The organism is Mesorhizobium ciceri biovar biserrulae WSM1271 (genome assembly GCF_000185905.1).
GTDB classification, from domain to species: domain Bacteria; phylum Pseudomonadota; class Alphaproteobacteria; order Rhizobiales; family Rhizobiaceae; genus Mesorhizobium; species Mesorhizobium ciceri.
In genome coordinates, this window is record NC_014923.1 from 2,035,976 (window position 1) to 2,054,840 (window position 18,865).

Genomic DNA, 18,865 nt, shown 5'->3' on the forward strand with positions numbered 1-18,865 from the left:
TTTACACCGCCACTTCCTGGGAAGCCCATTTGCGCAGGATCTGCGCGGTGCGCTCCTCGTTGAGGTCGACCATCCTGGCAAGCCGGTCCTGCGGCGCCGGCCGGATCTTCTGGCGAAGATCGTCGAGCGGAGTGGGGCCTGGGCGTGTGCCTGGCAAGGCGCCAACCGCGGCATTGTCGGTGGCCGCCATTGCCTCCGGCGTCGGCAGCGAGCGCTGGACGTCGTCGAAGCTGGGACCTGCCAGGGCTGGAGCAGCCTTTGCCGTCAGCGCCGCGGCCATCGGCCTCAGGCCGAAGAAGGCCACCAGGAACACCACGACGATGAAGGCACCTGCATTGATCATCGTGCCGGCATGCTGGCCGATCGAATCGAGCATTCCCGCCTGCGGGATCGCCTCGCCATCCAGGCCATCGATGAACTCGACCGCCGAGACGTCGATGATGTCGCCGCGCTTTTCATCCAGGCCGGTGGCGGATGTGACCATCTTCTGGATCTCGGCGACGCGCTTGGCGATCTGCTCCGGTGTGGCATCCTTGCCGAGGATGGTCGTCAGCCGCTGCTGGTTGACGACCACGGCAATCGACATCTTGGTGACGGTGTAGCCGTTGGAGACGGTGGCGATCTTCTTGGAATTGATCTCGTAGTTGGTGATCTCTTCCCTGCGGTCGTTCTGCGAGGAGGATTGCGGGCCATCGGTGGCGGTTGCCTGGGTCTCGGGCAGGTTCTGCTCGACGCTGGCCGGAGTGGAAGCCTGCTTCTGGTTGTTGTTCTCGTTGGCGCGCACCGACTGCACCGAGCGCTCGACGCGGGAATTCGGATCGAAGATGGTCTCTTCCGTCTGGCGGGTGTCGGTGTTGACCTCGGCCTTGACGCTGGCGCGGAAATTGTCGGGGCCGAGATAGGCCGTCAGCGCACGGCGGATGTTGTCTCCGATCTGCGCCTCGACGGTCTGCTCGACGCCGAGCGTGCGGGCGGCGCTGGTGTTGGAAGGATCATCGCCTGCGGCCAGCAGATTGCCGCTGGAATCGAGAACAGTCACCTTGTCGGCCGACAGGCCGGGGACGGCGGCGGCGACGAGATGGCGGATCGACATGGCGCTCTTCTCGGCGTCGATGCCGGCGTAGCGGATGACCACGGAGGCCGAGGGCTGCTGCTCGTCGCGGCGGAAATTGGCGCGTTCGGACATGACGATGTGGACGCGCGCCGCCTTGATGCCCGATATCGACTGGATGGTGCGGGCGATCTCACCTTCCAGCGCTCGCACGCGGGTGATCTGCTGCATGAACGAGGTGAGGCCGAGCGAGCCAACATTGTCGAACAATTCGTAGCCGGCATTGGCGCTGGTCGGCAGGCCCTTTTCGGCGAGCAGCATGCGCGCCTGGGCGGTGGTGCCGGCCGGCACCAGAACCGAGGTTCCGTCGGCGCCGACATCGAAGCCGATACCGGCTTCGCCGAGCACCAGGCCGATCTGGTTCACGTCGGCGCGGTCGAGCCCGACATAGAGCGTGTCGTAGGCGGGGCGGTTGAGATAGACCGAGGCGATGCCGATGACGCCCATCACCAGAACGGCGATGCCCGCCAGCATGGCGAGGCGCTTCACGCCAAACCCGCGGAGATTCGAGATGATGCTCTGGATCTGTTCCGGCACGGTTCGACGACTCCCAGCATGATTGTCCGCCGGAACTCTAGTCTTCGAAGCTTGTGCGAAAATGAAATCGGGCCGCGCTTGCGGCGCGGCCCGTCAGTTGGGATGCGAAAGGAGGGCGCCGGTGGCGCCCGCGATTAGTTCTTGAACAGCGACAGGATCGACTGCGAGGAGCTGTTGGCGATCGACAGTGCCTGGATGCCGAGCTGCTGCTGCACCTGCAGGGCCTGGAGGCGGGTCGATTCCTTGTTCATGTCGGCGTCGACGAGCTGGCCGACGCCGCGGTCGATGGAGTCCATCAGGCTCTGGGTGAAGGTCTTCTGCAGGTCGATCGAGCTCTTGGCCGAACCGATGATGGTGGCGGAATCAGTCAACTGGGCCATGACCTTGTCCATCATGGTGACCATCTGGGTGATGATGCCGTCGGTCACCCCTGGGGCCGTGATGTCGAGGTTGTAGGCGGAAATATTGTTGACCTTGGTGACCGCTCCCGCCGCCGTCTGGCCGGCAGTGTTCGCGGCGATATCCGTTCCTCCGCCCGCGATCACGCCAGCATAGGCGTTGTCATACAGGGTCTGGGCGGCGCCCGTGGAATAGATGGAGGTCTGGCGATCGAGGACGCCCTGGTTCTTGACTTCGGCGGCAAGGCCGTAGTCGAAAAGCTTGGTGCCCTCGACATTGATGTTGATCGTTCCGATCGAGACAGCGCCGGATGAAGAGCGATTGAATGAGGACACGATCTGCGAGTCGGGCTGGACGCCATCATTGGCGGACGTGACCTGCTTGGAGGTCACCGCGAGGAAATTCGAGCCGGAGAAGGTGGCCGCATCGGCAAAGGACTTCATCTGCGTTTGAAGCGCCTTGATCTCGGTCTGGGTCTTCGCCTTGGCGGCATCCGTCTGGCCGACCATGGACAACACCTTGGTCTTGATCTGGCCGATCGTCGTCAGCACGTTGGTGATGCCGGTGTAGGCGGCATCGACTTTCGAGGCGCCGAGGCCGAGTGCATCCTGCACCGTCGACAGGGCCGAATTGTCCGAGCGCATGGTGGTGGCGATCGACCAATAGGCGGCGTTGTCCGAAGCCTGCGAGACCCGATAGCCGGTCGATATGCGGGCCTGTGTCTGTTCGAGCGACTTGTTGGTGGCGCTGAGGCTTTGAAGTGCGGTTAACGCCGAGGCGTTGGTCATGATGCTCGCCAAGAAAGTCGCTCCTTCTCAAAAGCCGACATGCTCAGACATGCCGGATGGGCCTGTTCAACGATTGGCATCGTGCCGGTCGGACCGATTCGCCAACTGTCGTAAGCTATTGGTTAACCATAACTAGCGCGGCATGGTTAACAGCCTGTTAAAAGCTGGCTTTTGAGAGTTAAGGATCGAGGATTGTGCGGGGCTGGAGCAAACGCAAATAGGGCCGCGCTTTTGGCGCGGCCCGAATTTCTAGTGCGAACCGTGGTTGAGCGGAGGCGATCAGCCGCGGAAGAGCGACAGGATCGACTGCGAGGAACCGTTGGCGATCGACAGCGCCTGCACGCCGAGCTGCTGCTGGACCTGCAGGGCCTGCAGACGGGTCGATTCCTTGTTCATGTCGGCATCGACGAGCTGGCCGACGCCGCGGTCGATGGAGTCCATCAGGTCCGAGGTGAAGGTCTTCTGCAGGTCGATACTGCTCTTGGCGGCGCCGAGCGTGGTGGCCGAGTTGGTCATATCGGCGAGCGCGGAGTCGATGACGGTCAGCATCTGCTTGATCTGCGAATCGCTGGCAGCCGTGCCACCCGAGAAGATGGAAAGCGAGGCGGCCGAATAGGTGTCGGTGGCCAGTGCAGCCGCCCCTAGAGCTGTCTGCGTGCCGGAGACCGCTGCGGCCACACTGCCGTCGCTGCCGAGGCGGTACGTGTCAAGGATGCCCTTCGCGAGGCCCGAGGTGGTACCAGCTTCATAGAGCTTGATGCTTTCCACCTTGACGTCGATGGTCGAGATCGAAGATGCGCCGGCCGCGTCACGGTTGAAGGCCGAAAGGATCTTCACATCGGCAGCCGTCGTGGCTGTTGAGCCGCTGTCTACGGACAGCATGTTGGTGCCGGAGAAGGTGGCGCCGTCGGCGTAGGACTTCATCTGCGCCTGAAGAGCGGTGATTTCGGTCTGGGTCTTTTCCTTCGAGGCGTCCGTCTGGCCGTAGGAAGCCAGCAGCTTTGCCTTGATCTGGTTGATGGTGGAGATCGCGCTGTTCATGCCGGTATAGGCGGTGTCGACCTTCGAGGCGCCGAGGCCGAGAGCGTCCGAAACGGTGGACATTGCCTGGTTGTCGGAGCGCATCGTGGTGGCGATCGACCAGTAAGCGGCGTTGTCCGAGGCCTGCGAGACGCGATAACCGGTCGAGATGCGGGCCTGGGTGTCCTGGAGGGATTTGCTGGTGGCGTTAAGGCTCTGCAGAGCCGTCAACGCGGCGGAGTTCGTCATGATGCTGGACATGGTACTCGTACCTTGGTTTTTACAGGTGTTTTTTTGACATACCGGGCCTCCCGGTATGACGGTGCGGCATCATGCCAATGATCTCTGAAATCGATCACCCGCCATCTGCGAGCGAATATGCGGGCAAGTCCCTACCAAAGGGCTAAACCGGACGGTTAATCGAAAATATATTGCTGGAATTTCGAGCCGGCGCGGCAGAGTCAGTTGAAGGAGCGCACCAGGCTGCCGACAAGCAGGTTCCAGCCGTCGATCAGGACGAAGAACAGGATCTTGAACGGCAGCGACACCACAGTGGGCGGCAGCATCATCATGCCCATCGCCATCGTGATGGTGGCGACGATCAGGTCGATGACCAGGAATGGCAGCACGATCAGGAAGCCGATTTCGAAGCCGCGCCGGATCTCCGAGATCATGAAGGCGGGCACCAGGATGCGCAGGTCGACGGTGTCGCGCGAAACGGTCTGGCCGCGCTCGCGGGCGAGATCGGCGAAGAGGTCGAAATCCTTGTCACGCACATTGTGCAGCATGAAGGTGCGGAACGGATCGGAAATCTTGTCGAAGGCTTCGGTCTGGGTGATCTGGTTGTCCATCAGCGGCTTGACGCCGGTGTTCCAGGCCTGATCGAAGGTCGGCGCCATGACATAGAAGGTCATGAACAGCGACAGCGAAATCAGGATGAGGTTTGCCGGTGTCGACTGCAGGCCGATGCCGGCGCGCAGGATCGAGAAGGCGATGACGAAGCGGGTGAAGCTGGTCACCATGATCAGCAGGCCCGGCGCGACCGACAGAACAGTCAGCAGGCCGAACATCTGGATGATGTAGCCGACGGTGGTGCCGTCAGCCTTGCCGATGCCGCCGAGATCGAGCTGCTGAGCCGCCGCGATGGAGGTGGCGGCGGCGATCATGGCGGTGGCGAGAAGGAACTTTCTCATTCGAGCAGCAATGTCCTGATGAGTACCTGTTTGGCGTGACCCTGGCTGCGGATCGCGGCGCGTTCTTCGAGGTCGGCCTTCAGGTGCTGGTAGCCGCTGGCTCCCTCGATCTGATGCATCTTCAACGTGCGCACCAGGGCCAGGAGATCTTGGTGGATGTCATCCGACATTGCCTGTGGCTGCGGCGCGTCATAGACGACGGACACCTCCATCCTGATCCAGGTGCCGGCAGGCGAGGCGATGTTGGTGGTGATCGGCGCCAGCACGACAAGCATCGGGCCCAGGCCTGGTTGCTCGGCTGCGGCGGGCTGCATGATCTTACCTTCGTTCTCAGGCGCGACCGGTACCGACGCCGGTGCGCCGACGCCCTTGAGATAACCGCCGGACATCCAACCCACGCCAATGGCGGCCGCCGTCACAAGCAGCAGCATGCCGGCCTGAATGACAGGGGAGGGACCCTTGCGCGGCTGAACCTGTTCAATATTTGCCACGGCGCCCTGCCCCGATCCTAGAACGGAAGAACCTGGTCGAGGATCTGCTGGCCGTAGGCAGGTTGCTGGACCTCGGTGATGCGACCGCGTCCGCCGTAGGAGATGCGGGCCTCGGCGATGCGTTCGTAGGGGATGGTGTTTTCGGCGCCGATATCGGCCGGCCGCACGATGCCGGCGAGCGTCAGCACCCTGAGCTCGGCATTGACGCGCACTTCCTGCGATCCGGTGATCATCAGATTGCCGTTGGGCAGCACATCGGTGACGATCGCCGCGACATTGAGTTCAAGCGTTTCCGAGCGCTTGATCTCGCCGTCAGCCGTCGTGTCGGTGGTGGAGCTGAGAGCCCCGGCGCCCTTGCCGGCGGTGCTCCACTTGTCCCACTGCGCGCTGAGGTCATAACCGAGCTTGCGATTGGCGGTGCGGCTCCTGTCGTTCTGGTTCTTGAAGTTGGCGCGATCGTTGATCTTGATCTTGACCGTCAGGATGTCGCCCTGGGACAGCGCCCGCGGGTCGGTGAACAGCCGGCTCTGGCGGTCGTCCCACAACGAGAATTTCTTGACCGGCGCTGGCGGCGTTTGCGGATATCGATAGAGCGAGCCGGTGCTGCCGCCATCGATGCCGGAGCCGACCGGGGACAGGGCCGGCTCTCTGCCGACCTCCTTGAGGTTGGTTCCGCAACCGGACAGCATGGCAACCGCGCACAGGACAAGCATCTTCCGGATCATGACGGATCTACCCTTCGGGCTGCGCTGGCCATAATGCCGGTGAGCGTCGCCGCCGCCTTCTGGTCCATTTCGTTGAGGATGACGCTCGCCTTGCGTGAATCGAGCTTCATCAATATAGCCGCAGCCAGGTCGGCGTTGACGATGGCCAGCCGCTCGGCGGCGGCGTCCGGTTTCATACCGGCGTAGATCTGGACGACGCCGTCCTCGGCCCGGGCCAGGAAAACCTCGCGCCGCTTCAGCCAGGTCTCGTATTCAGCTTTCTTTGCATCAAGAGCTTTCATGCGCTCGTCAATGCCAGCCTGGAGCTGCTTCAGTTCCTGCGCCTGCAGGACATAGCGGCGGTCGCGGGCGGCATCGGCGATGTTTGAGCAGAAGCGCTCGATCTCGCTTTGGTCCGGCGCCTTTTCCCGTGTCAGTTGCTGCGGCGCCGCCGCCACCTGTGCTCCCGGCAGGACCTGGCGGACCGTCTCCTCGCCGCGCGCGGTGCCGCCGGCAAAGGGCAGAGCCGCGAGAAAAGCGGTCGCAAGCAGGATCGCGGCTTTGCGGTGTCTGTCGTGGCGTGGGAAGGAGCGCGTCATCGGCATCGCCTATTGCAGAACCAGGTCGGCCTGCAGGGCCCCGGCCGACTTGATGCCCTGCAGAATGGCGATGATGCCGTCCGGCTTGACGCCGAGGCGGTTGAGGCCGGAAACGAGGGTCTGGAGATCGGGTCCGTCAAGCACGGCAACGCGGGCGTCGGGCCGGCTGGCGTCGATGGCGGTGAACGGTTCGATCGCGGTCTCGCCCTTGGAGAAGGGTTCGGGCTGGACGACGCGCGGCGCTTCGGTGATGCGCACGGTGAGCGTGCCGTGGCTGATGGCGACCCGTGAGATCTTGACGTCATTGCCGATGACGATGGTGCCGGTGCGCTCGTCGATCACGACACGGGCCGGCGTGTCGGATTCGACCACCAAATTCTCGATTTCGGCATAGAAGCGCGCCGCCGAGACACCCTTCGGCCTCCTGATCTGGACGGTGCGCGAATCGCGCTCGGCCGCCACCCGCATGCCGAAGCGCTGGCCGGTGTAGTCGTTGATGGCATCCGCGATGCGGATTGCGGTCGAGAAATCGGGATTGCGCAGCTGCAGCGTCAGGATCGCCTGATCGTCGAATTCGGCTTGGACAGCACGCTCGACGATGGCGCCGTTGGGCACGCGGCCGGCGGTCGGCACGCCTTGCGTCAGCTGCTCGGCCTGTCCTTGCGCGGTAAAGCCGGACACGATGACCGAGCCCTGGCCGACGGCATAGATTTCGCCGTCCGCCGCCTTCAGCGGCGTCATGATCAGCGTGCCGCCGGAAAGCGAGGTCGCGTCGCCCATCGAGGAGACGTCGATGTCGATGCGGGCGCCCGACTGCACGTAGGGCGGCATGTTGGCGGTGACGATGACGGCGGCGACATTCTTGGCGCGCGCGCTGCCGCCTTCGGTGGCGATGCCGAGGTTTTCGAGCATCGCGCGGATCGACTGTTCGGTGAATGGCGAGTTGCGCAGGCTGTCGCCCGATCCGGCAAGGCCGATGACCAGGCCGTAGCCGACGAGCTGATTGTCGCGCGAACTCTGCAGCTGGGCGATGTCCTTGATACGCGAGGCGACCTGGCCCGGCGGCAGCGAACTCGGCCCGGTCGAAACCCGGAACATGCGGCTGGTGGTGGCCGGATCATATTCGGGATCGTTGTAGACGCCGCCATTCTTGGCGGCGAGCTCGCGCTTGGCCTTCGGTGTCAGGCCGTCGGCCAGCGCCGGCTGCAGGCCAAGCACGGCTGCCAGGATCAAGGTAAGCCCGCGCATCATGAAGCGCTGACCTGGATGGTTCCATCCGCCATCACCGTGCCGGACAGGATTTTGCCGCTGTCGATGTTGCGAACCTTGACGAGGTCGCCCGCGGCTCCTGGCTGCAGCGTTACGGCGGTCGCCGAGATCGTCAGGCCGCCGGCGATGAAGAAGATCTGCACGGAGGCACCCTGTTCGACCAGCCAGGCCTCGCGGATGGCGGCGGAGGGAATGTAGCGGCCGGGCAGCAAGGTGCGCTTGGCGACCTTGCCATCCAGTTCCTCGGCCCGTGTGGCGACCGCCTCCGGCTTGTGCTTGCCGACGACAAGGGTGACCTGTTTCAGGGCAGCCAGGTTGATGGTCTCGCCGGGATAGATAACCCGGCTCGGAATAAGCACCACCTCGCCGCCAGCTTGATTGCTGGCGATCCGGTTGGCCGACTGGTTGGCCGATTCCTGGGCAAAAGCCGGCATCGTGCCGGTCACCAGCGCAAGGACGAGCGCGGTGCGGCGGAATGCAGACAGGAGGCCGGGCGTCGACATCATGCGTTACCTGATGTTCTTGGAGACCACGGAGGCCATGTCGTCGGCGGCCTGGATGACCTTGGAGTTCATCTCATAGGCGCGCTGCGCCGAGATCAGCTCGGTGATTTCCTTGACCGGGTCGACGTTGGAGGCTTCGAGATAGCCCTGCTGGATGGTGGCAAAACCGGGATCGCCAGGCACGCCGACATTCGCGGGCCCCGAAGCCGTGGTTTCCTGGAACAGATTGTCGCCGAGCGGCGCCAGGCCGGCCTCGTTGGCGAAATTGGCGATCTGAAGCTGACCGAGGTTCTGCAGGTCGGTCTGGCCGTCGATGCGGGCGAAGACCTGGCCGGTCTTGTTGACGATGACCTCGACGGCATCAACGGGAACATTGATTGCCGGAATGACCGCAGCGCCGTCGACCGTCACCAACTGGCCGGTGGCGTTGGTGTTGAGAGCGCCGGCGCGGCTGTAGAGCGTGCCGCCGTCGGCACCCTCGATCTGGAACCAGCCCCTGCCGGTCAGCGCCAGGTCGAAACTGTTGCCGGTGCTGGTCAGTTCGCCCTGGGTGTGCACGTTGCGCACCGCCGTCGTCTTGACGCCGAGGCCGATCGAGACGCCCTCCGGCACCAGCGAGGCGTTGGAGCGGTTGGGCACGCCTTGCGTGCGGTCGACCTGATAGAGCAGGTCGGAGAATTCGGCACGGGCGCGCTTGTAGCCGGTGGTGTTGATGTTGGCGATGTTGTTGGCGATCACTTCCAGATTTGTTTGCTGGGCATTCATGCCGGTGGCGGCGATGGCGAGTGCTTTCATGGCGGAATTCCTCAGATGCCCATTCGACTGACTTCGAGATAGGCGGAGACCACCTTGTCGCGTATCGCGACTGCGGTCTGAAGCGCCTGCTGCGCGCTCATCACGGCGTCGACCACCTGGCGGGTGTCGGCATCGCCCTTGAGCGCCTGCATCGATACCTGCTCGGCGTTCTGCATCGTGTCGACGGTCTTGGAGGCTGCCTGGCTCAGCGCTTCGGCAAAGGAGGTGCCGACATTGCCACCGGCTGACGGTGTCGCGCCGCCCTGGAGCAGGCTTGTCGCCGCGTCGTCGCCGCCGATCGACGGCTTGAACTGAAGGGCTCCGATACCGCTGATCATTACTGGTTCCTCATCAGGTCGATGGTCATGGAAATCAGGTCGCGGGCCTGCTTGACCACCTGAAGGTTGGCCTCGTAGGAGCGATTGGCCTCGGTCATGTCAGCCATTTCGATCAGCACGTTGACGTTGGGCATCTTGACGTAGCCCTTCTCGTCGGCGGCCTCGTTGCCGGGCTGGAACTCGACTGGAAAGTCACTGGGATCTCGATCGATCGAGTTCACTGCAACCGTTGAACTGCCGGAGGCCCGGTCGAGCTCGGAGACGAAGCTGATGGTCTTGCGGCGATAAGGGTCGGAGCCGGGCGCGGTGCCCGTCGACTGGGCGTTGGCGAGGTTCTCGGAAACCACGCGCAGGCGTTCCGACTGGGCGCCGAGGCCGGATGCTGCGACTTTGAGGGCTGCGGTCAGTGCGTCCATGGTCAGCTCTTCACCGCCATCATCATCATCGAATGGAACGCCTTGACGATCGCCGTGTTGAGCTCGAAGGACCGGCGCACCTCGCCGGCCTTCAGCAACTGGTCTTCCAGCACGACCGAGTTCTTGGACGGCATGACAACGCCGTCATCTTCCTGCGGCTTGATGGTGAAGCCGGCATTGGTCGCTGCATTGCCGAGATGGCCGGCCTGGGTGGCCTGCAGCGATACGGCGGCGCGGTCGAGCACTTTTTCGAATGGCTCGACGTCGTTTGCCGTATAGCCTGGCGTGTTGGCATTGGCGATGTTGCCGGCGACGGCCGACTGGCGCACGGCCAGCCATTGCGCTTGCTTGGCGGCGAGGTCGAAAAGGGAAACGGGCTCCATGGGAATCTCCGAGCAGGTACCCAGAGACTAGGCCGCCAGTCTTGCGCGGGCCTTGCGGATGGCCGGAAGCCGGAGATCGTTTATCGGGACAGTTCGATCACCTGGTCGGCACTGGTGACCATGACCCATTTGCCGTTGCGCTGCTCGATGGAGGATACCTTGCTGGAATCCGGCAGTATCGAGCCGCGCTGGACCATCCAGAGGCCAGCGTCGTCCTGGATCATGGCGCGGCCGTTGGCGACATGAACCATGCGGAATTTCGCCGCGTCGGCCGGAAACGGTTGCTCGTCGGATGCGGCTGCGGGATCGGCATCATCCCGCACCGTCCCCGTGGCAAGAAGATCGAGATTGGCCGCGGGAACGTCCTTTGCCGTCAGCGGCGCGCTGCGTTCGGCGACCACGCCGCCGCCCGCTCGCCCGGAATTAGAGCCTGTGCCGCCGAACTTCATCGCCTGGACGCCAAACTGGTCCTGGTTGAAGAAGATATACCAGGGGAACAGGGCGCAGATCAGGCCGAGCGCGATGCCGAGCGCGGCAATGACGAAATCGCTGCGTCGGTCGGACTTCCTCTCCAGTCGGGGAAACGGCGCCTTTGGCGGCTGCGGCCATTCGGTGCGCGGGAACAGGCCGTCGATCAGCGATTCCCGGCTGGCCTGCGTCATCTCGGCAGCCACCGCCTGGGGAGCCCGGGACAGAGCGGGTTCGATGGGCCTGGCCAGATCAGGATCGGCTTTGCCAGCCCGTGGCAGGATTGGCTTGACGGCTCTGGCCAGAACGGCCTCGGCTTTGGCCGCGATGGCACGGGCGGCCTTTGCCTTGGCAGTTCTCGCTGTGTCAGCCTCTGCCTGCTGCGCGGCATTGGCCTCGGCGATCATGTCGCGCAGGATGCGCTCGGTGTATTCGCGTTCAGTCTCCGGCATCGGCGTTCAGCTTGCTCTTGAGGTGGCGGGCGAGATCGGAGAACGGGTCGGCTGAGGGGCGATCCTTCGGCCCTTGCGTCAGCGCTTCATAGATCAGCGGCACCTGGCGCACGGCGATGTCGAGTTCGGCATCGACGCCGCCCTGATAGGCCCCGAGCAAGCGGATATCGCGTGTGTCCTCGAAGCGCGAGATCATCGACTTCAGCCTTGTCACCAGCGCGCGCTGTTCGACGCTCCAGGCCTTTCCGGCCAACCGCGATATGGACGACAGCGGGTTGACGGGGGGATAGCGACCCTGTTCGGCGATCGTGCGGTCGAGCACGACATGGCCGTCGAGGATGCCGCGCACGGAATCGGCGACCGGGTCGTTGTGATCGTCGCCGTCGACCAGTACGGAAATGATGGCGGTGATCGATCCCTTGCCTTCCGTACCCGGCCCGGCGCGTTCGAGCAGCTTGGGCAATTCGGTGAACACCGAGGCCGGATAACCGCGGGCGACCGGCGGCTCGCCGGTTCCCGTCGCCACCTCACGCAAGGCGTGAGCGAAGCGGGTGATCGAATCCAGCACCAGCAAAACGCGATGCCCCTGGTCGCGAAAATGCTCGGCGACGCGCATGGCGGTGTCCGGCGCACGCCGGCGCATCATGGCGCTTTCGTCGCTGGTGGCGACGACGGCGATGGTCTTGGCCATGCTGTCGCCGATCGTGTCCTCGAGGAATTCACGGACTTCCCGGCCGCGTTCGCCGATGAGCGCCACCACGACGGTATCGAATGCGTCGGCTCCGGCGAGCATGGCGAGCAGCGTCGACTTGCCGACGCCGGAGCCGGCAAAGATGCCGAGGCGCTGGCCGAAGCAGAGCGGCGTGAAGATATCGATGACCTTGACGCCGGTCATGAAGGCAGTGCCGACGCGTTGCCGCGCCATGGCGCCCGGCGTCGTCTGGGCGCCGCGCGATGTGTCGTCTCCCCGGGCGAGCGGCGGGCCGCCATCGATCGCCCTGGTGAGTGCGTCGATGGTGCGGCCGCGCCATGAGGCATGCGGTGCCACCACAAGCGGACCGCGGCGGAACACGGCATCACCGATGCCGGAATCGGCGCTGCGTTCGAAGGGTGCCACGACGGCCTCGTCGCGGCCGATCTTGACGATCTCGCCGCGGCGCGCACCGGCATGGCCGGGCTGCTCGACGATGTCACCCAGCCTGGCGAAGCTGGAAAGGCCGTGCACCTTGTAGTGCGTGGGCGTGACTTCGATGACGCGGCCGCCGCGCTTGAGCAGTGCCTCGGCGTCGGCGAAACGCCGCCAGACCCGTTCCAGGGCGGCAAGCCGGTCTTCCGGTGCCGGCTGGAGTTGTCTTTCGAGTGCCCGCAGGGATGGCTGGTCGAGCGACATGGACTATTTCGAGCCGAGCGTCTTGATCGCCTCGTCGGTGGACGAGTCGGTCTGGCGCATCAGGGCGGCCGTGTTCTCGAAGGCGCGCTGGACCATGATCAACCTGGTGATCTCCAGCACCGGATTGACATTGGACTCTTCGAGAAAACCTTGGGCAACGCCGATATCGGAGCGATCGGTGACAGGCTCCGGGGTGCGTGCCGGAACAATGCCGGAATTGCCATAGCGGACGAAGTTCGCGCCTGGATCGAAATTGTAGAGGCCGATCGATCCGACAAGCTGATCGTTCTGGCGCAACGAACCATCGGCCCCGGCCTTGGGCGGACCGTTGCGGGGGTCAAGCTGGATCGGCGAGCCGCCGGCATCGAGCACCGGGTGGCCTTCGATCGACATCAGCTCGCCGTTCTCGTTCATCGAAAAACGGCCGTCGCGGGTCATGACGGTGCCGACCGGCGTCTCTATAGCGAACCAGGCATCGCCCTGGATGGCGAAATCGAAGGGATTTCCGGTCTCGCTCAAGGCACCGTGGGCGCCGGAAAGGTAGGTCTTGCCCGGGGAGGCGAATGACACCGATTTCTGCCCGGTGCCAGAGACGACGTCCTCGAACTTCACGCCGGTGGCGCGAAAGCCGATCGTGGAGGCGTTGGCGACGTTGTCGGCGATGGTGTCGAGGCGCCGCTCGAGCGCGATCTGCGATGAAAGAGCGACGTACAGGCTGTCCCGCATGATGGTCTCAGAACCTCAGTTTCTGCATGGCCATCATCAGGTCGGTGGAGATGCCGACGGTGAGTGGCTGGGCAAACAGCACGCTGACCGAGGTGACGGCCGATGAAGTCGGGTTGTTGATCTCGTACATGCTGGTGAAGCGCGTCAGGAACTTGCCGAGTTTCTCGGGGTCGGAGAAATCCGAGATGTCGAGTTTCTGCTCGAACAGCTGCGCCTGCTTGTCGACATCGGCGGTGGCGAAGGAATCGGGCAGGCCGAGCACGGTGCGCACGACACTGGCAAGCGCAGTGTCGGCCAGCACGTCATACCAACTGGTGATGGTTGGGGCCTTGCGATCGAAATAAAGCGCCAGCCGCACGCCCTGGTTGGTCTGGCCGGCATCCTCTTCGAGGGTCTGGCGCATGTATTTGTCGACGGTCGGCTGCTGCGCCGGATTGATGGTGGTGGCCGCTTCGCCGTATTGTTCGAAGTTGAAGGCGGCGGCCAGCCCGGCATAGGCCTTGTTGGTCATCTTGTTGGCGACGCTGTCGGCGTCGCGAATGCCACCGGCAAGAACGTTGCGGATGAGGTCCTTGCTTTCCGTCGCCGGGTCCAGTCCGTAGGCCGAGAGCACGTAGTTGTACAATCGGCTGTTGGCCATCAGGTCGTCGACGGATTTCACGTTCGTGACGTTGGCAAGATAGTACGCGGTCTCCGACTTGATGTAGTCCGCATTCGGCGCGATCAGGCCAAGCGCCGACTCCGTCGTATAGATTTTCGGCGTGTCTTTCTGCACTTCGTCGCGCGACGTTGTCTGATCGCCATATTGGGCAAAGTTGAAGGCCGTGACGAAGTTGGCGTACCGTTTATCCGTCAGCTTGTTTGCTGGGCTTTCGGGGTCGCTGACGCCGCCCTCGAGCATTGTGCGGATCTGCTGCGGCGTTTCGGTTGACGCATCAAGTCCGTAGGAAGCCATGGCGAAGGTGAGCAGGCGCTTGTCCGCCATGAGGTTGTCGATCGACGTCACCTTGGAAATGTTTGCCGCGTAATAGTCGGCCTCGCCCTTGATATATTGCGCGCTTGGCTCGACCAATGTCAGTCCGGCTCCGGCCATGTATCCTTTCGGCACCGCCTGCTGGACATCGTCGCGCATGGTCGTCTGATCGCCATACTGGGCGAAGTCGAAGGCTGCGACGAATTTGGCGTAGCTCTTGTCGGGCAGTTTGTTGGCAGGACTGTCGGGATCGCTGACGCCACCTTCGAGCATCGCCTTGACGGTTGCGGCAGGTTCGGTTGCGGCGTCGAGTCCGAAAGCGGCCATCGCATATGTCAGCAGGCGGCTGTCGCCCATCAGGTCGTCGACCGATTTAACCTTGGCGATGTTGGTGACGTAGTAGGCGGTTTCGCTCTGGTAGTAAGGGAGCCCCTTCTGCGAGGCGCCGATCTGGACTTGCAGCGCATAGTTGCTGGTCACCAGTTGCTGCGCCTTGTTGTAGACAGTCGTACTGGTGCCGTTGGCGGCGAAATTGAAGGCCCTGACGAATTCGGCGTAACGCTTGTCGGTCAGCTTGTTGGCGAAGCTGTTGGGATCGGAGACGCCTTCTTTGAGTGCCTTGACCATGAAGGCCTTGGCGTAAGCCATGTCCTCGAGCCCGTAGGCCTTCATGGCATATTTGAACAAACGGTCATTCTTGACGAAATCGTCGATCGATTTCACCTTGGTGATGTTGTCCAGATAATACTTGGTGTCGCGATCAACCACGGGCTGCTGCTCGATCCTGTCGATCGACTTTGAAATGTCCCTGGTGATGAGCTGGTAGCTGGTAAAGGTATTAAGCAAAGAGGTGCCTCCGGCCGAAGCTATGTCCGGACAATACCCCTACTTCCTTGCGCGAAACTGAATCGTCTCCGACGCCTTCGATTCAAGCCTCACACAAGGCACGGGGGCTATCCCTAGCTCCTGATGTGAAATGCGGAAGGACCTGTCGTGGGCATTCTGATTGGACTGGTGGTAACGCTCGGCTGCGTCCTTGGCGGCTTCATGGCCATGGGCGGCCATCTTCACGTGCTGATCCAGCCCTGGGAGGCAGTGATCATCTGTGGTGCGGCTTTTGGCACCTTCCTCGTCGCCAATCCGATGAAGACGGTCAAGGATACCGGCAAGGGCATTCTCGAAGCTTTCAAGCAGGCGGTGCCGAAGGAACAGGACTATCTCGAAACGCTCGGCGTGCTGCACTCGCTGATGCGCGAGCTGCGCTCGAAATCCCGCAGCGAGGTCGAGGCGCATATCGACAATCCGGAAGAGTCGGCGATTTTCCAGGCGTTCCCAACCGTGCTGCATAACCACGACCTGACGCATTTCATCTGCGACTACTGCCGCATCATCATCATCGGCAATGCCCGCTCGCACGAGATCGAGGCGCTGATGGACGAAGAAATCCAGACCATCAGGTCCGACAAGATGAAGGCCTATCACGCGATGGTGGCGGTGGGCGATGGCCTGCCGGCGCTCGGCATCGTCGCCGCCGTGCTCGGCGTGGTCAAGGCGATGGGCGCGCTCGACCAGTCGCCGGAAATTCTCGGCGGTTTGATTGGTGCCGCACTTGTCGGAACGTTCCTCGGCATCTTCCTGTCCTATTCGGTGGTCGGACCGGTCGCCACCAAGATCAAGACAGTGCGCGAGAAGAAGAACCGCCTCTATATCATCGTCAAGCAGACGCTGTTGGCCTACATGAACGGCGCGCTGCCGCAGGTGGCGATCGAGTTCGGCCGCAAGACCATCTCGTCCTATGAACGGCCGACGATCGACGCGGTCGAGCAGAGCACGATGAATACCGGCACCGTCGAAAAGAAGGCCGCCTGAACGATGCGCGACAGATCGGTCCCGGCACTGTCATGACCAGCCTGGGCAGTCCAGCGGAAGCGCGCTCGCTGATCATCGAGCGTCTGGTCGGCGACAGCGGCGAGGCCGCGCAGGTCATCGACGCAGGCCGCGCCATGGCCGAACGCGCCGTGCCGCTGCTGCAGAAAACCCTGACCAGCGAGTTTGGCGTTCCGGTCGTCGTCGATCTCAAAGCGATCGAGGTCAGCCGCGTTCCCGAGGCGCGTTCGCGTGCCGGCGACACGTTTGCGATGACCGTGATCGGCTCGTCGGCGTCCTCCGATGCGATGACCCTGGTGATCGATGCTCCGGCGATCGCCATCATGGTCTGCACGCTGTTCGGCGGCGACCCGGATCTGCCGGCATCGCCGATCGAACGCGATCTGTCGCAAATCGAAATCGATGTTTCGACCATGGTGTTCCAGCAGGTCGCACAGGCCCTCAACGGATCGGGAAAGCGTTCGCTCGACCTGCGCCTGCCCGCGCCGCGGGCAATGTCGGGCACCGAGGCGAAGCGGTACGTGCTGCGCGATGGCGCGGCAATCCGCATCGTGCTTGGCATCTCGACGCCGGCCGACAGTGGCACCGTGACGGTGACGATGCCGCAGCGCGTCGTGCTGGCCAGCCGCGACGGAGCCGTGCCTGTCAGCGACGACGATCACGGCCCCAGCTGGCGCGCCCGCTTTTCGGAAGAGGTGATGCGCTCCACCGTGGCGCTCGAGGCCACGATGCCGCTGGCGCGGCTGACTCTCGGCGACCTCGCCGGTTTCGAAATCGGCGATGTCATCGAATTCGAGGAAACGGCCCAGTCCCAGGCGCGTCTCAGCGCACGGGGCAAGACGCTGTTCGTATGCGAGTTCGGCAAACTGGGACAGAATTACACCGTCCGGATCAGGCAACCTTACGATGCCGGGCAGGACTTTATCGACGGGCTGATGCCGGCTGCCGCCGGACGCGCCTGAGCATTTGGAGACGATCATGGCCAAAACCAAGGCGGAAGCCGACCTCGACCAGCCGGACGAGCAACTCGACCGTGCCATCGAAGAATTGCGCGGGGTCCTGCATGAAGAGGAGCAACGCCCCGATGCGGCGTTCAGGGCGGCCTCGTCGGCCAATTCGAGCGTGATCATGAACATCCCCGTCGATATCCAGATCATCCTCGGCAGCACCGAGATGCCGGTCTCCGATCTGATGGCGCTGCAAAAAGGGTCGACCGTGGCGCTCAATCGCCGCATCGGCGAACCTGTCGACGTCGTGGTCAACGGCCGCAAGATCGCGCGCGGCGAGATCACCGTGCTGGAAAGCGATCCTTCGCGCTTCGGCATCAGGCTGACCGAAATCATCGCCGGCACGAAGGGCGCCTAGACATGGTTTGCGGGGCTTGCCGGTGGCAGCGGAGGCGAGTGGCATGACGACGCCGGTGACCTTGACCCGCGCGCAGAAGGCGGCCGCCATACTTGTGGCGATGGGCAAGCCGTCGGCCAGCCGCCTGCTGAAATTCTTCAAGCAGGAAGAACTGAAGGCCCTGATCGAGGGCGCCCGGCTGCTGCGGACGATTCCGCAAAGCGATCTTGAGCGCATCGTCGCTGAGTTCGAGGCCGAGTTCACCGAAGGGGCGGGATTGCTCGATTCCGCCGACAGGATGGACACCATCCTCAACGAATCGCTCTCGCCCGAAGAGATGAGCGCGATCATGGGCGACAGGAAATTCGAGGTCGCACCGGAAGGTCCGCCGCCGATCTGGCCCGAGCTCGAAAAGCTCGAGCCGGCGCGGCTTGGCGCCTTCCTGGCCGGTGAGCATCCGCAGACAGCGGCCATGGTGTTGTCGAAGCTGGCGCCGCAGGTGGCGGCGAGCGTGCTGCTGACACTGACCAAGCCGATGCGTGGAGAAATCATCAAGCGCATGGTGACGATGGCCAATGTTCCCGACGCTGCCGCCAGGATCGTCGAAAACCGGCTGCGCACCAGTGTGCTGGCCGAAACCTCGACCAAGGATACCTCGGCCGGGCAGGCGCGTGTCGCCAGCGTCCTCAACGAACTCGACAAGCCGCTGCTCGAGGAGGTGATGCAGGATCTGGAAGCCGCCGGCACGCCTGATCTCGACGGCGTGCGAGCCCGGCTGTTTGCTTTCGACGATCTGCCGCTGCTCACCCAGAAAGCGCGGGTGCTGCTGTTCGACGGGCTATCGACGGAGCTGGTCACGCTGGCCTTGCGTGGCACGTCGGCCGCCCTCGCGGAATCGGTGCTGTCGGCCATCGGCGCCCGCTCGCGGCGCATGATCGAAGCCGAACTCGGGCAGGGCTCGGACGGGATCCCCCTCGCCGACATCATGGCGGCCCGCAAGACGATCGTCACGACGACGATCCGGCTGTCGCGCGAAGGCGCCTTCGAACTCCCCTCGACCCAAGACGCCGCCTAGGACC

Annotated in this window: 21 protein-coding genes; 4 read left to right on the forward strand and 17 right to left on the reverse strand. The window is 63.5% G+C overall.

Annotated elements, in window-relative coordinates; genetic code table 11:
- Window position 1: 1 nt before the first annotated feature.
- The 17 genes from fliF to MESCI_RS09860 all read right to left on the reverse strand — a co-directional run bounded on the left by fliF (window position 2) and on the right by MESCI_RS09860 (window position 15,401).
- Window positions 2–1,648, reverse strand: a complete 1,647-nt coding sequence (gene fliF, locus MESCI_RS09780) for a flagellar basal-body MS-ring/collar protein FliF (RefSeq protein WP_013529786.1) — start codon at window positions 1,646–1,648, stop codon at window positions 2–4.
- 134 nt (window positions 1,649–1,782) lie between these two features.
- Window positions 1,783–2,847, reverse strand: a complete 1,065-nt coding sequence (locus MESCI_RS09785) for a flagellin N-terminal helical domain-containing protein (protein ID WP_013529787.1) — start codon at window positions 2,845–2,847, stop codon at window positions 1,783–1,785.
- A gap of 267 nt (window positions 2,848–3,114) precedes the next feature.
- The gene (locus MESCI_RS09790; protein ID WP_013529788.1) at window positions 3,115–4,116 is read right to left on the reverse strand and encodes a flagellin N-terminal helical domain-containing protein; all 1,002 of its coding nucleotides are present in this window, start codon (window positions 4,114–4,116) and stop codon (window positions 3,115–3,117) included.
- Window positions 4,117–4,316: 200 nt separating this feature from the next.
- Entirely contained in the window at window positions 4,317–5,048 is a 732-nt protein-coding gene (gene fliP, locus MESCI_RS09795; protein WP_013529789.1) for a flagellar type III secretion system pore protein FliP, read from the reverse strand.
- Window positions 5,045–5,539, reverse strand: coding sequence for a flagellar basal body-associated FliL family protein (locus tag MESCI_RS09800; RefSeq protein ID WP_013529790.1), 495 nt, complete (start codon window positions 5,537–5,539; stop codon window positions 5,045–5,047). The genes fliP and MESCI_RS09800 overlap by 4 nt, the downstream gene beginning before the upstream one ends.
- Before the next feature lie 17 nt (window positions 5,540–5,556).
- Window positions 5,557–6,264 (reverse strand): flagellar basal body L-ring protein FlgH, encoded by a 708-nt coding sequence (gene flgH / locus MESCI_RS09805; RefSeq protein WP_013529791.1) that lies wholly within the window; start codon window positions 6,262–6,264, stop codon window positions 5,557–5,559.
- Window positions 6,261–6,842 carry a MotE family protein gene (locus MESCI_RS09810; protein WP_013529792.1) on the reverse strand — a complete coding sequence of 194 codons (582 nt, stop codon included), beginning with the start codon at window positions 6,840–6,842 and terminating at the stop codon, window positions 6,261–6,263. Before MESCI_RS09810 ends, flgH begins: the two co-directional genes overlap by 4 nt.
- 9 nt (window positions 6,843–6,851) lie before the next feature.
- Window positions 6,852–8,093, reverse strand: coding sequence for a flagellar basal body P-ring protein FlgI (locus MESCI_RS09815; protein WP_013529793.1), 1,242 nt, complete (start codon window positions 8,091–8,093; stop codon window positions 6,852–6,854).
- Entirely contained in the window at window positions 8,090–8,617 is a 528-nt protein-coding gene (flgA, locus tag MESCI_RS09820; protein ID WP_013529794.1) for a flagellar basal body P-ring formation chaperone FlgA, read from the reverse strand. Before flgA ends, MESCI_RS09815 begins: the two co-directional genes overlap by 4 nt.
- Before the next feature lie 3 nt (window positions 8,618–8,620).
- A complete protein-coding gene (gene flgG / locus MESCI_RS09825) occupies window positions 8,621–9,409 on the reverse strand; it encodes a flagellar basal-body rod protein FlgG (RefSeq protein WP_013529795.1) in 789 nt (262 codons plus the stop codon).
- An 11-nt stretch (window positions 9,410–9,420) separates the two neighbouring features.
- Window positions 9,421–9,747, reverse strand: a complete 327-nt coding sequence (gene fliE / locus MESCI_RS09830) for a flagellar hook-basal body complex protein FliE (protein ID WP_013529796.1) — start codon at window positions 9,745–9,747, stop codon at window positions 9,421–9,423.
- Window positions 9,747–10,163 carry a flagellar basal body rod protein FlgC gene (gene flgC, locus MESCI_RS09835; protein ID WP_013529797.1) on the reverse strand — a complete coding sequence of 139 codons (417 nt, stop codon included), beginning with the start codon at window positions 10,161–10,163 and terminating at the stop codon, window positions 9,747–9,749. Before flgC ends, fliE begins: the two co-directional genes overlap by 1 nt.
- A 2-nt stretch (window positions 10,164–10,165) precedes the next feature.
- Entirely contained in the window at window positions 10,166–10,546 is a 381-nt protein-coding gene (gene flgB, locus MESCI_RS09840; protein ID WP_013529798.1) for a flagellar basal body rod protein FlgB, read from the reverse strand.
- Window positions 10,547–10,626: 80 nt separating this feature from the next.
- A complete protein-coding gene (locus MESCI_RS09845) occupies window positions 10,627–11,466 on the reverse strand; it encodes a hypothetical protein (protein ID WP_013529799.1) in 840 nt (279 codons plus the stop codon).
- Complete coding sequence (fliI, locus tag MESCI_RS09850; protein WP_013529800.1) at window positions 11,453–12,856, reverse strand: flagellar protein export ATPase FliI; 1,404 nt, start codon at window positions 12,854–12,856, stop codon at window positions 11,453–11,455. The genes MESCI_RS09845 and fliI overlap by 14 nt, the downstream gene beginning before the upstream one ends.
- 3 nt (window positions 12,857–12,859) lie before the next feature.
- Window positions 12,860–13,582, reverse strand: coding sequence for a flagellar basal-body rod protein FlgF (gene flgF, locus MESCI_RS09855; protein ID WP_013529801.1), 723 nt, complete (start codon window positions 13,580–13,582; stop codon window positions 12,860–12,862).
- Window positions 13,583–13,589: 7 nt separating this feature from the next.
- Window positions 13,590–15,401, reverse strand: a complete 1,812-nt coding sequence (locus tag MESCI_RS09860; protein WP_013529802.1) for a DUF1217 domain-containing protein — start codon at window positions 15,399–15,401, stop codon at window positions 13,590–13,592.
- Window positions 15,402–15,548: 147 nt separating this feature from the next.
- Between MESCI_RS09860 and motA the strand changes: the two genes are divergently transcribed.
- The 4 genes from motA to MESCI_RS09880 are packed head-to-tail and all read left to right on the forward strand — an operon-like array spanning window position 15,549 to window position 18,861.
- Entirely contained in the window at window positions 15,549–16,424 is an 876-nt protein-coding gene (gene motA / locus MESCI_RS09865) for a flagellar motor stator protein MotA (RefSeq protein ID WP_013529803.1), read from the forward strand.
- Window positions 16,425–16,456: 32 nt separating this feature from the next.
- Window positions 16,457–17,404 carry a FliM/FliN family flagellar motor switch protein gene (locus tag MESCI_RS09870; protein WP_013529804.1) on the forward strand — a complete coding sequence of 316 codons (948 nt, stop codon included), beginning with the start codon at window positions 16,457–16,459 and terminating at the stop codon, window positions 17,402–17,404.
- A gap of 16 nt (window positions 17,405–17,420) precedes the next feature.
- Window positions 17,421–17,807, forward strand: coding sequence for a flagellar motor switch protein FliN (gene fliN / locus MESCI_RS09875; protein WP_013529805.1), 387 nt, complete (start codon window positions 17,421–17,423; stop codon window positions 17,805–17,807).
- Between the two features lie 43 nt (window positions 17,808–17,850).
- Entirely contained in the window at window positions 17,851–18,861 is a 1,011-nt protein-coding gene (locus MESCI_RS09880; protein WP_013529806.1) for a flagellar motor switch protein FliG, read from the forward strand.
- Window positions 18,862–18,865 lie beyond the last annotated feature (4 nt).

Bases quoted from the DNA above. Each gene is read 5' to 3' on its own strand.
- MESCI_RS09790 (WP_013529788.1), bottom strand. From the start codon at position 4,116: ATGTCCAGCATCATGACGAACTCCGCCGCGTTGACGGCTCTGCAGAGC.
- fliP (WP_013529789.1), bottom strand. From the start codon at position 5,048: ATGAGAAAGTTCCTTCTCGCCACCGCCATGATCGCCGCCGCCACCTCC.
- flgH (WP_013529791.1), bottom strand. From the start codon at position 6,264: ATGATCCGGAAGATGCTTGTCCTGTGCGCGGTTGCCATGCTGTCCGGT.
- MESCI_RS09810 (WP_013529792.1), bottom strand. From the start codon at position 6,842: ATGACGCGCTCCTTCCCACGCCACGACAGACACCGCAAAGCCGCGATC.
- MESCI_RS09815 (WP_013529793.1), bottom strand. From the start codon at position 8,093: ATGATGCGCGGGCTTACCTTGATCCTGGCAGCCGTGCTTGGCCTGCAG.
- flgA (WP_013529794.1), bottom strand. From the start codon at position 8,617: ATGATGTCGACGCCCGGCCTCCTGTCTGCATTCCGCCGCACCGCGCTC.
- flgG (WP_013529795.1), bottom strand. From the start codon at position 9,409: ATGAAAGCACTCGCCATCGCCGCCACCGGCATGAATGCCCAGCAAACA.
- fliE (WP_013529796.1), bottom strand. From the start codon at position 9,747: ATGATCAGCGGTATCGGAGCCCTTCAGTTCAAGCCGTCGATCGGCGGC.
- flgC (WP_013529797.1), bottom strand. From the start codon at position 10,163: ATGGACGCACTGACCGCAGCCCTCAAAGTCGCAGCATCCGGCCTCGGC.
- flgB (WP_013529798.1), bottom strand. From the start codon at position 10,546: ATGGAGCCCGTTTCCCTTTTCGACCTCGCCGCCAAGCAAGCGCAATGG.
- MESCI_RS09845 (WP_013529799.1), bottom strand. From the start codon at position 11,466: ATGCCGGAGACTGAACGCGAATACACCGAGCGCATCCTGCGCGACATG.
- fliI (WP_013529800.1), bottom strand. From the start codon at position 12,856: ATGTCGCTCGACCAGCCATCCCTGCGGGCACTCGAAAGACAACTCCAG.
- flgF (WP_013529801.1), bottom strand. From the start codon at position 13,582: ATGCGGGACAGCCTGTACGTCGCTCTTTCATCGCAGATCGCGCTCGAG.
- MESCI_RS09870 (WP_013529804.1), top strand. From the start codon at position 16,457: ATGACCAGCCTGGGCAGTCCAGCGGAAGCGCGCTCGCTGATCATCGAG.
- fliN (WP_013529805.1), top strand. From the start codon at position 17,421: ATGGCCAAAACCAAGGCGGAAGCCGACCTCGACCAGCCGGACGAGCAA.
- MESCI_RS09880 (WP_013529806.1), top strand. From the start codon at position 17,851: ATGACGACGCCGGTGACCTTGACCCGCGCGCAGAAGGCGGCCGCCATA.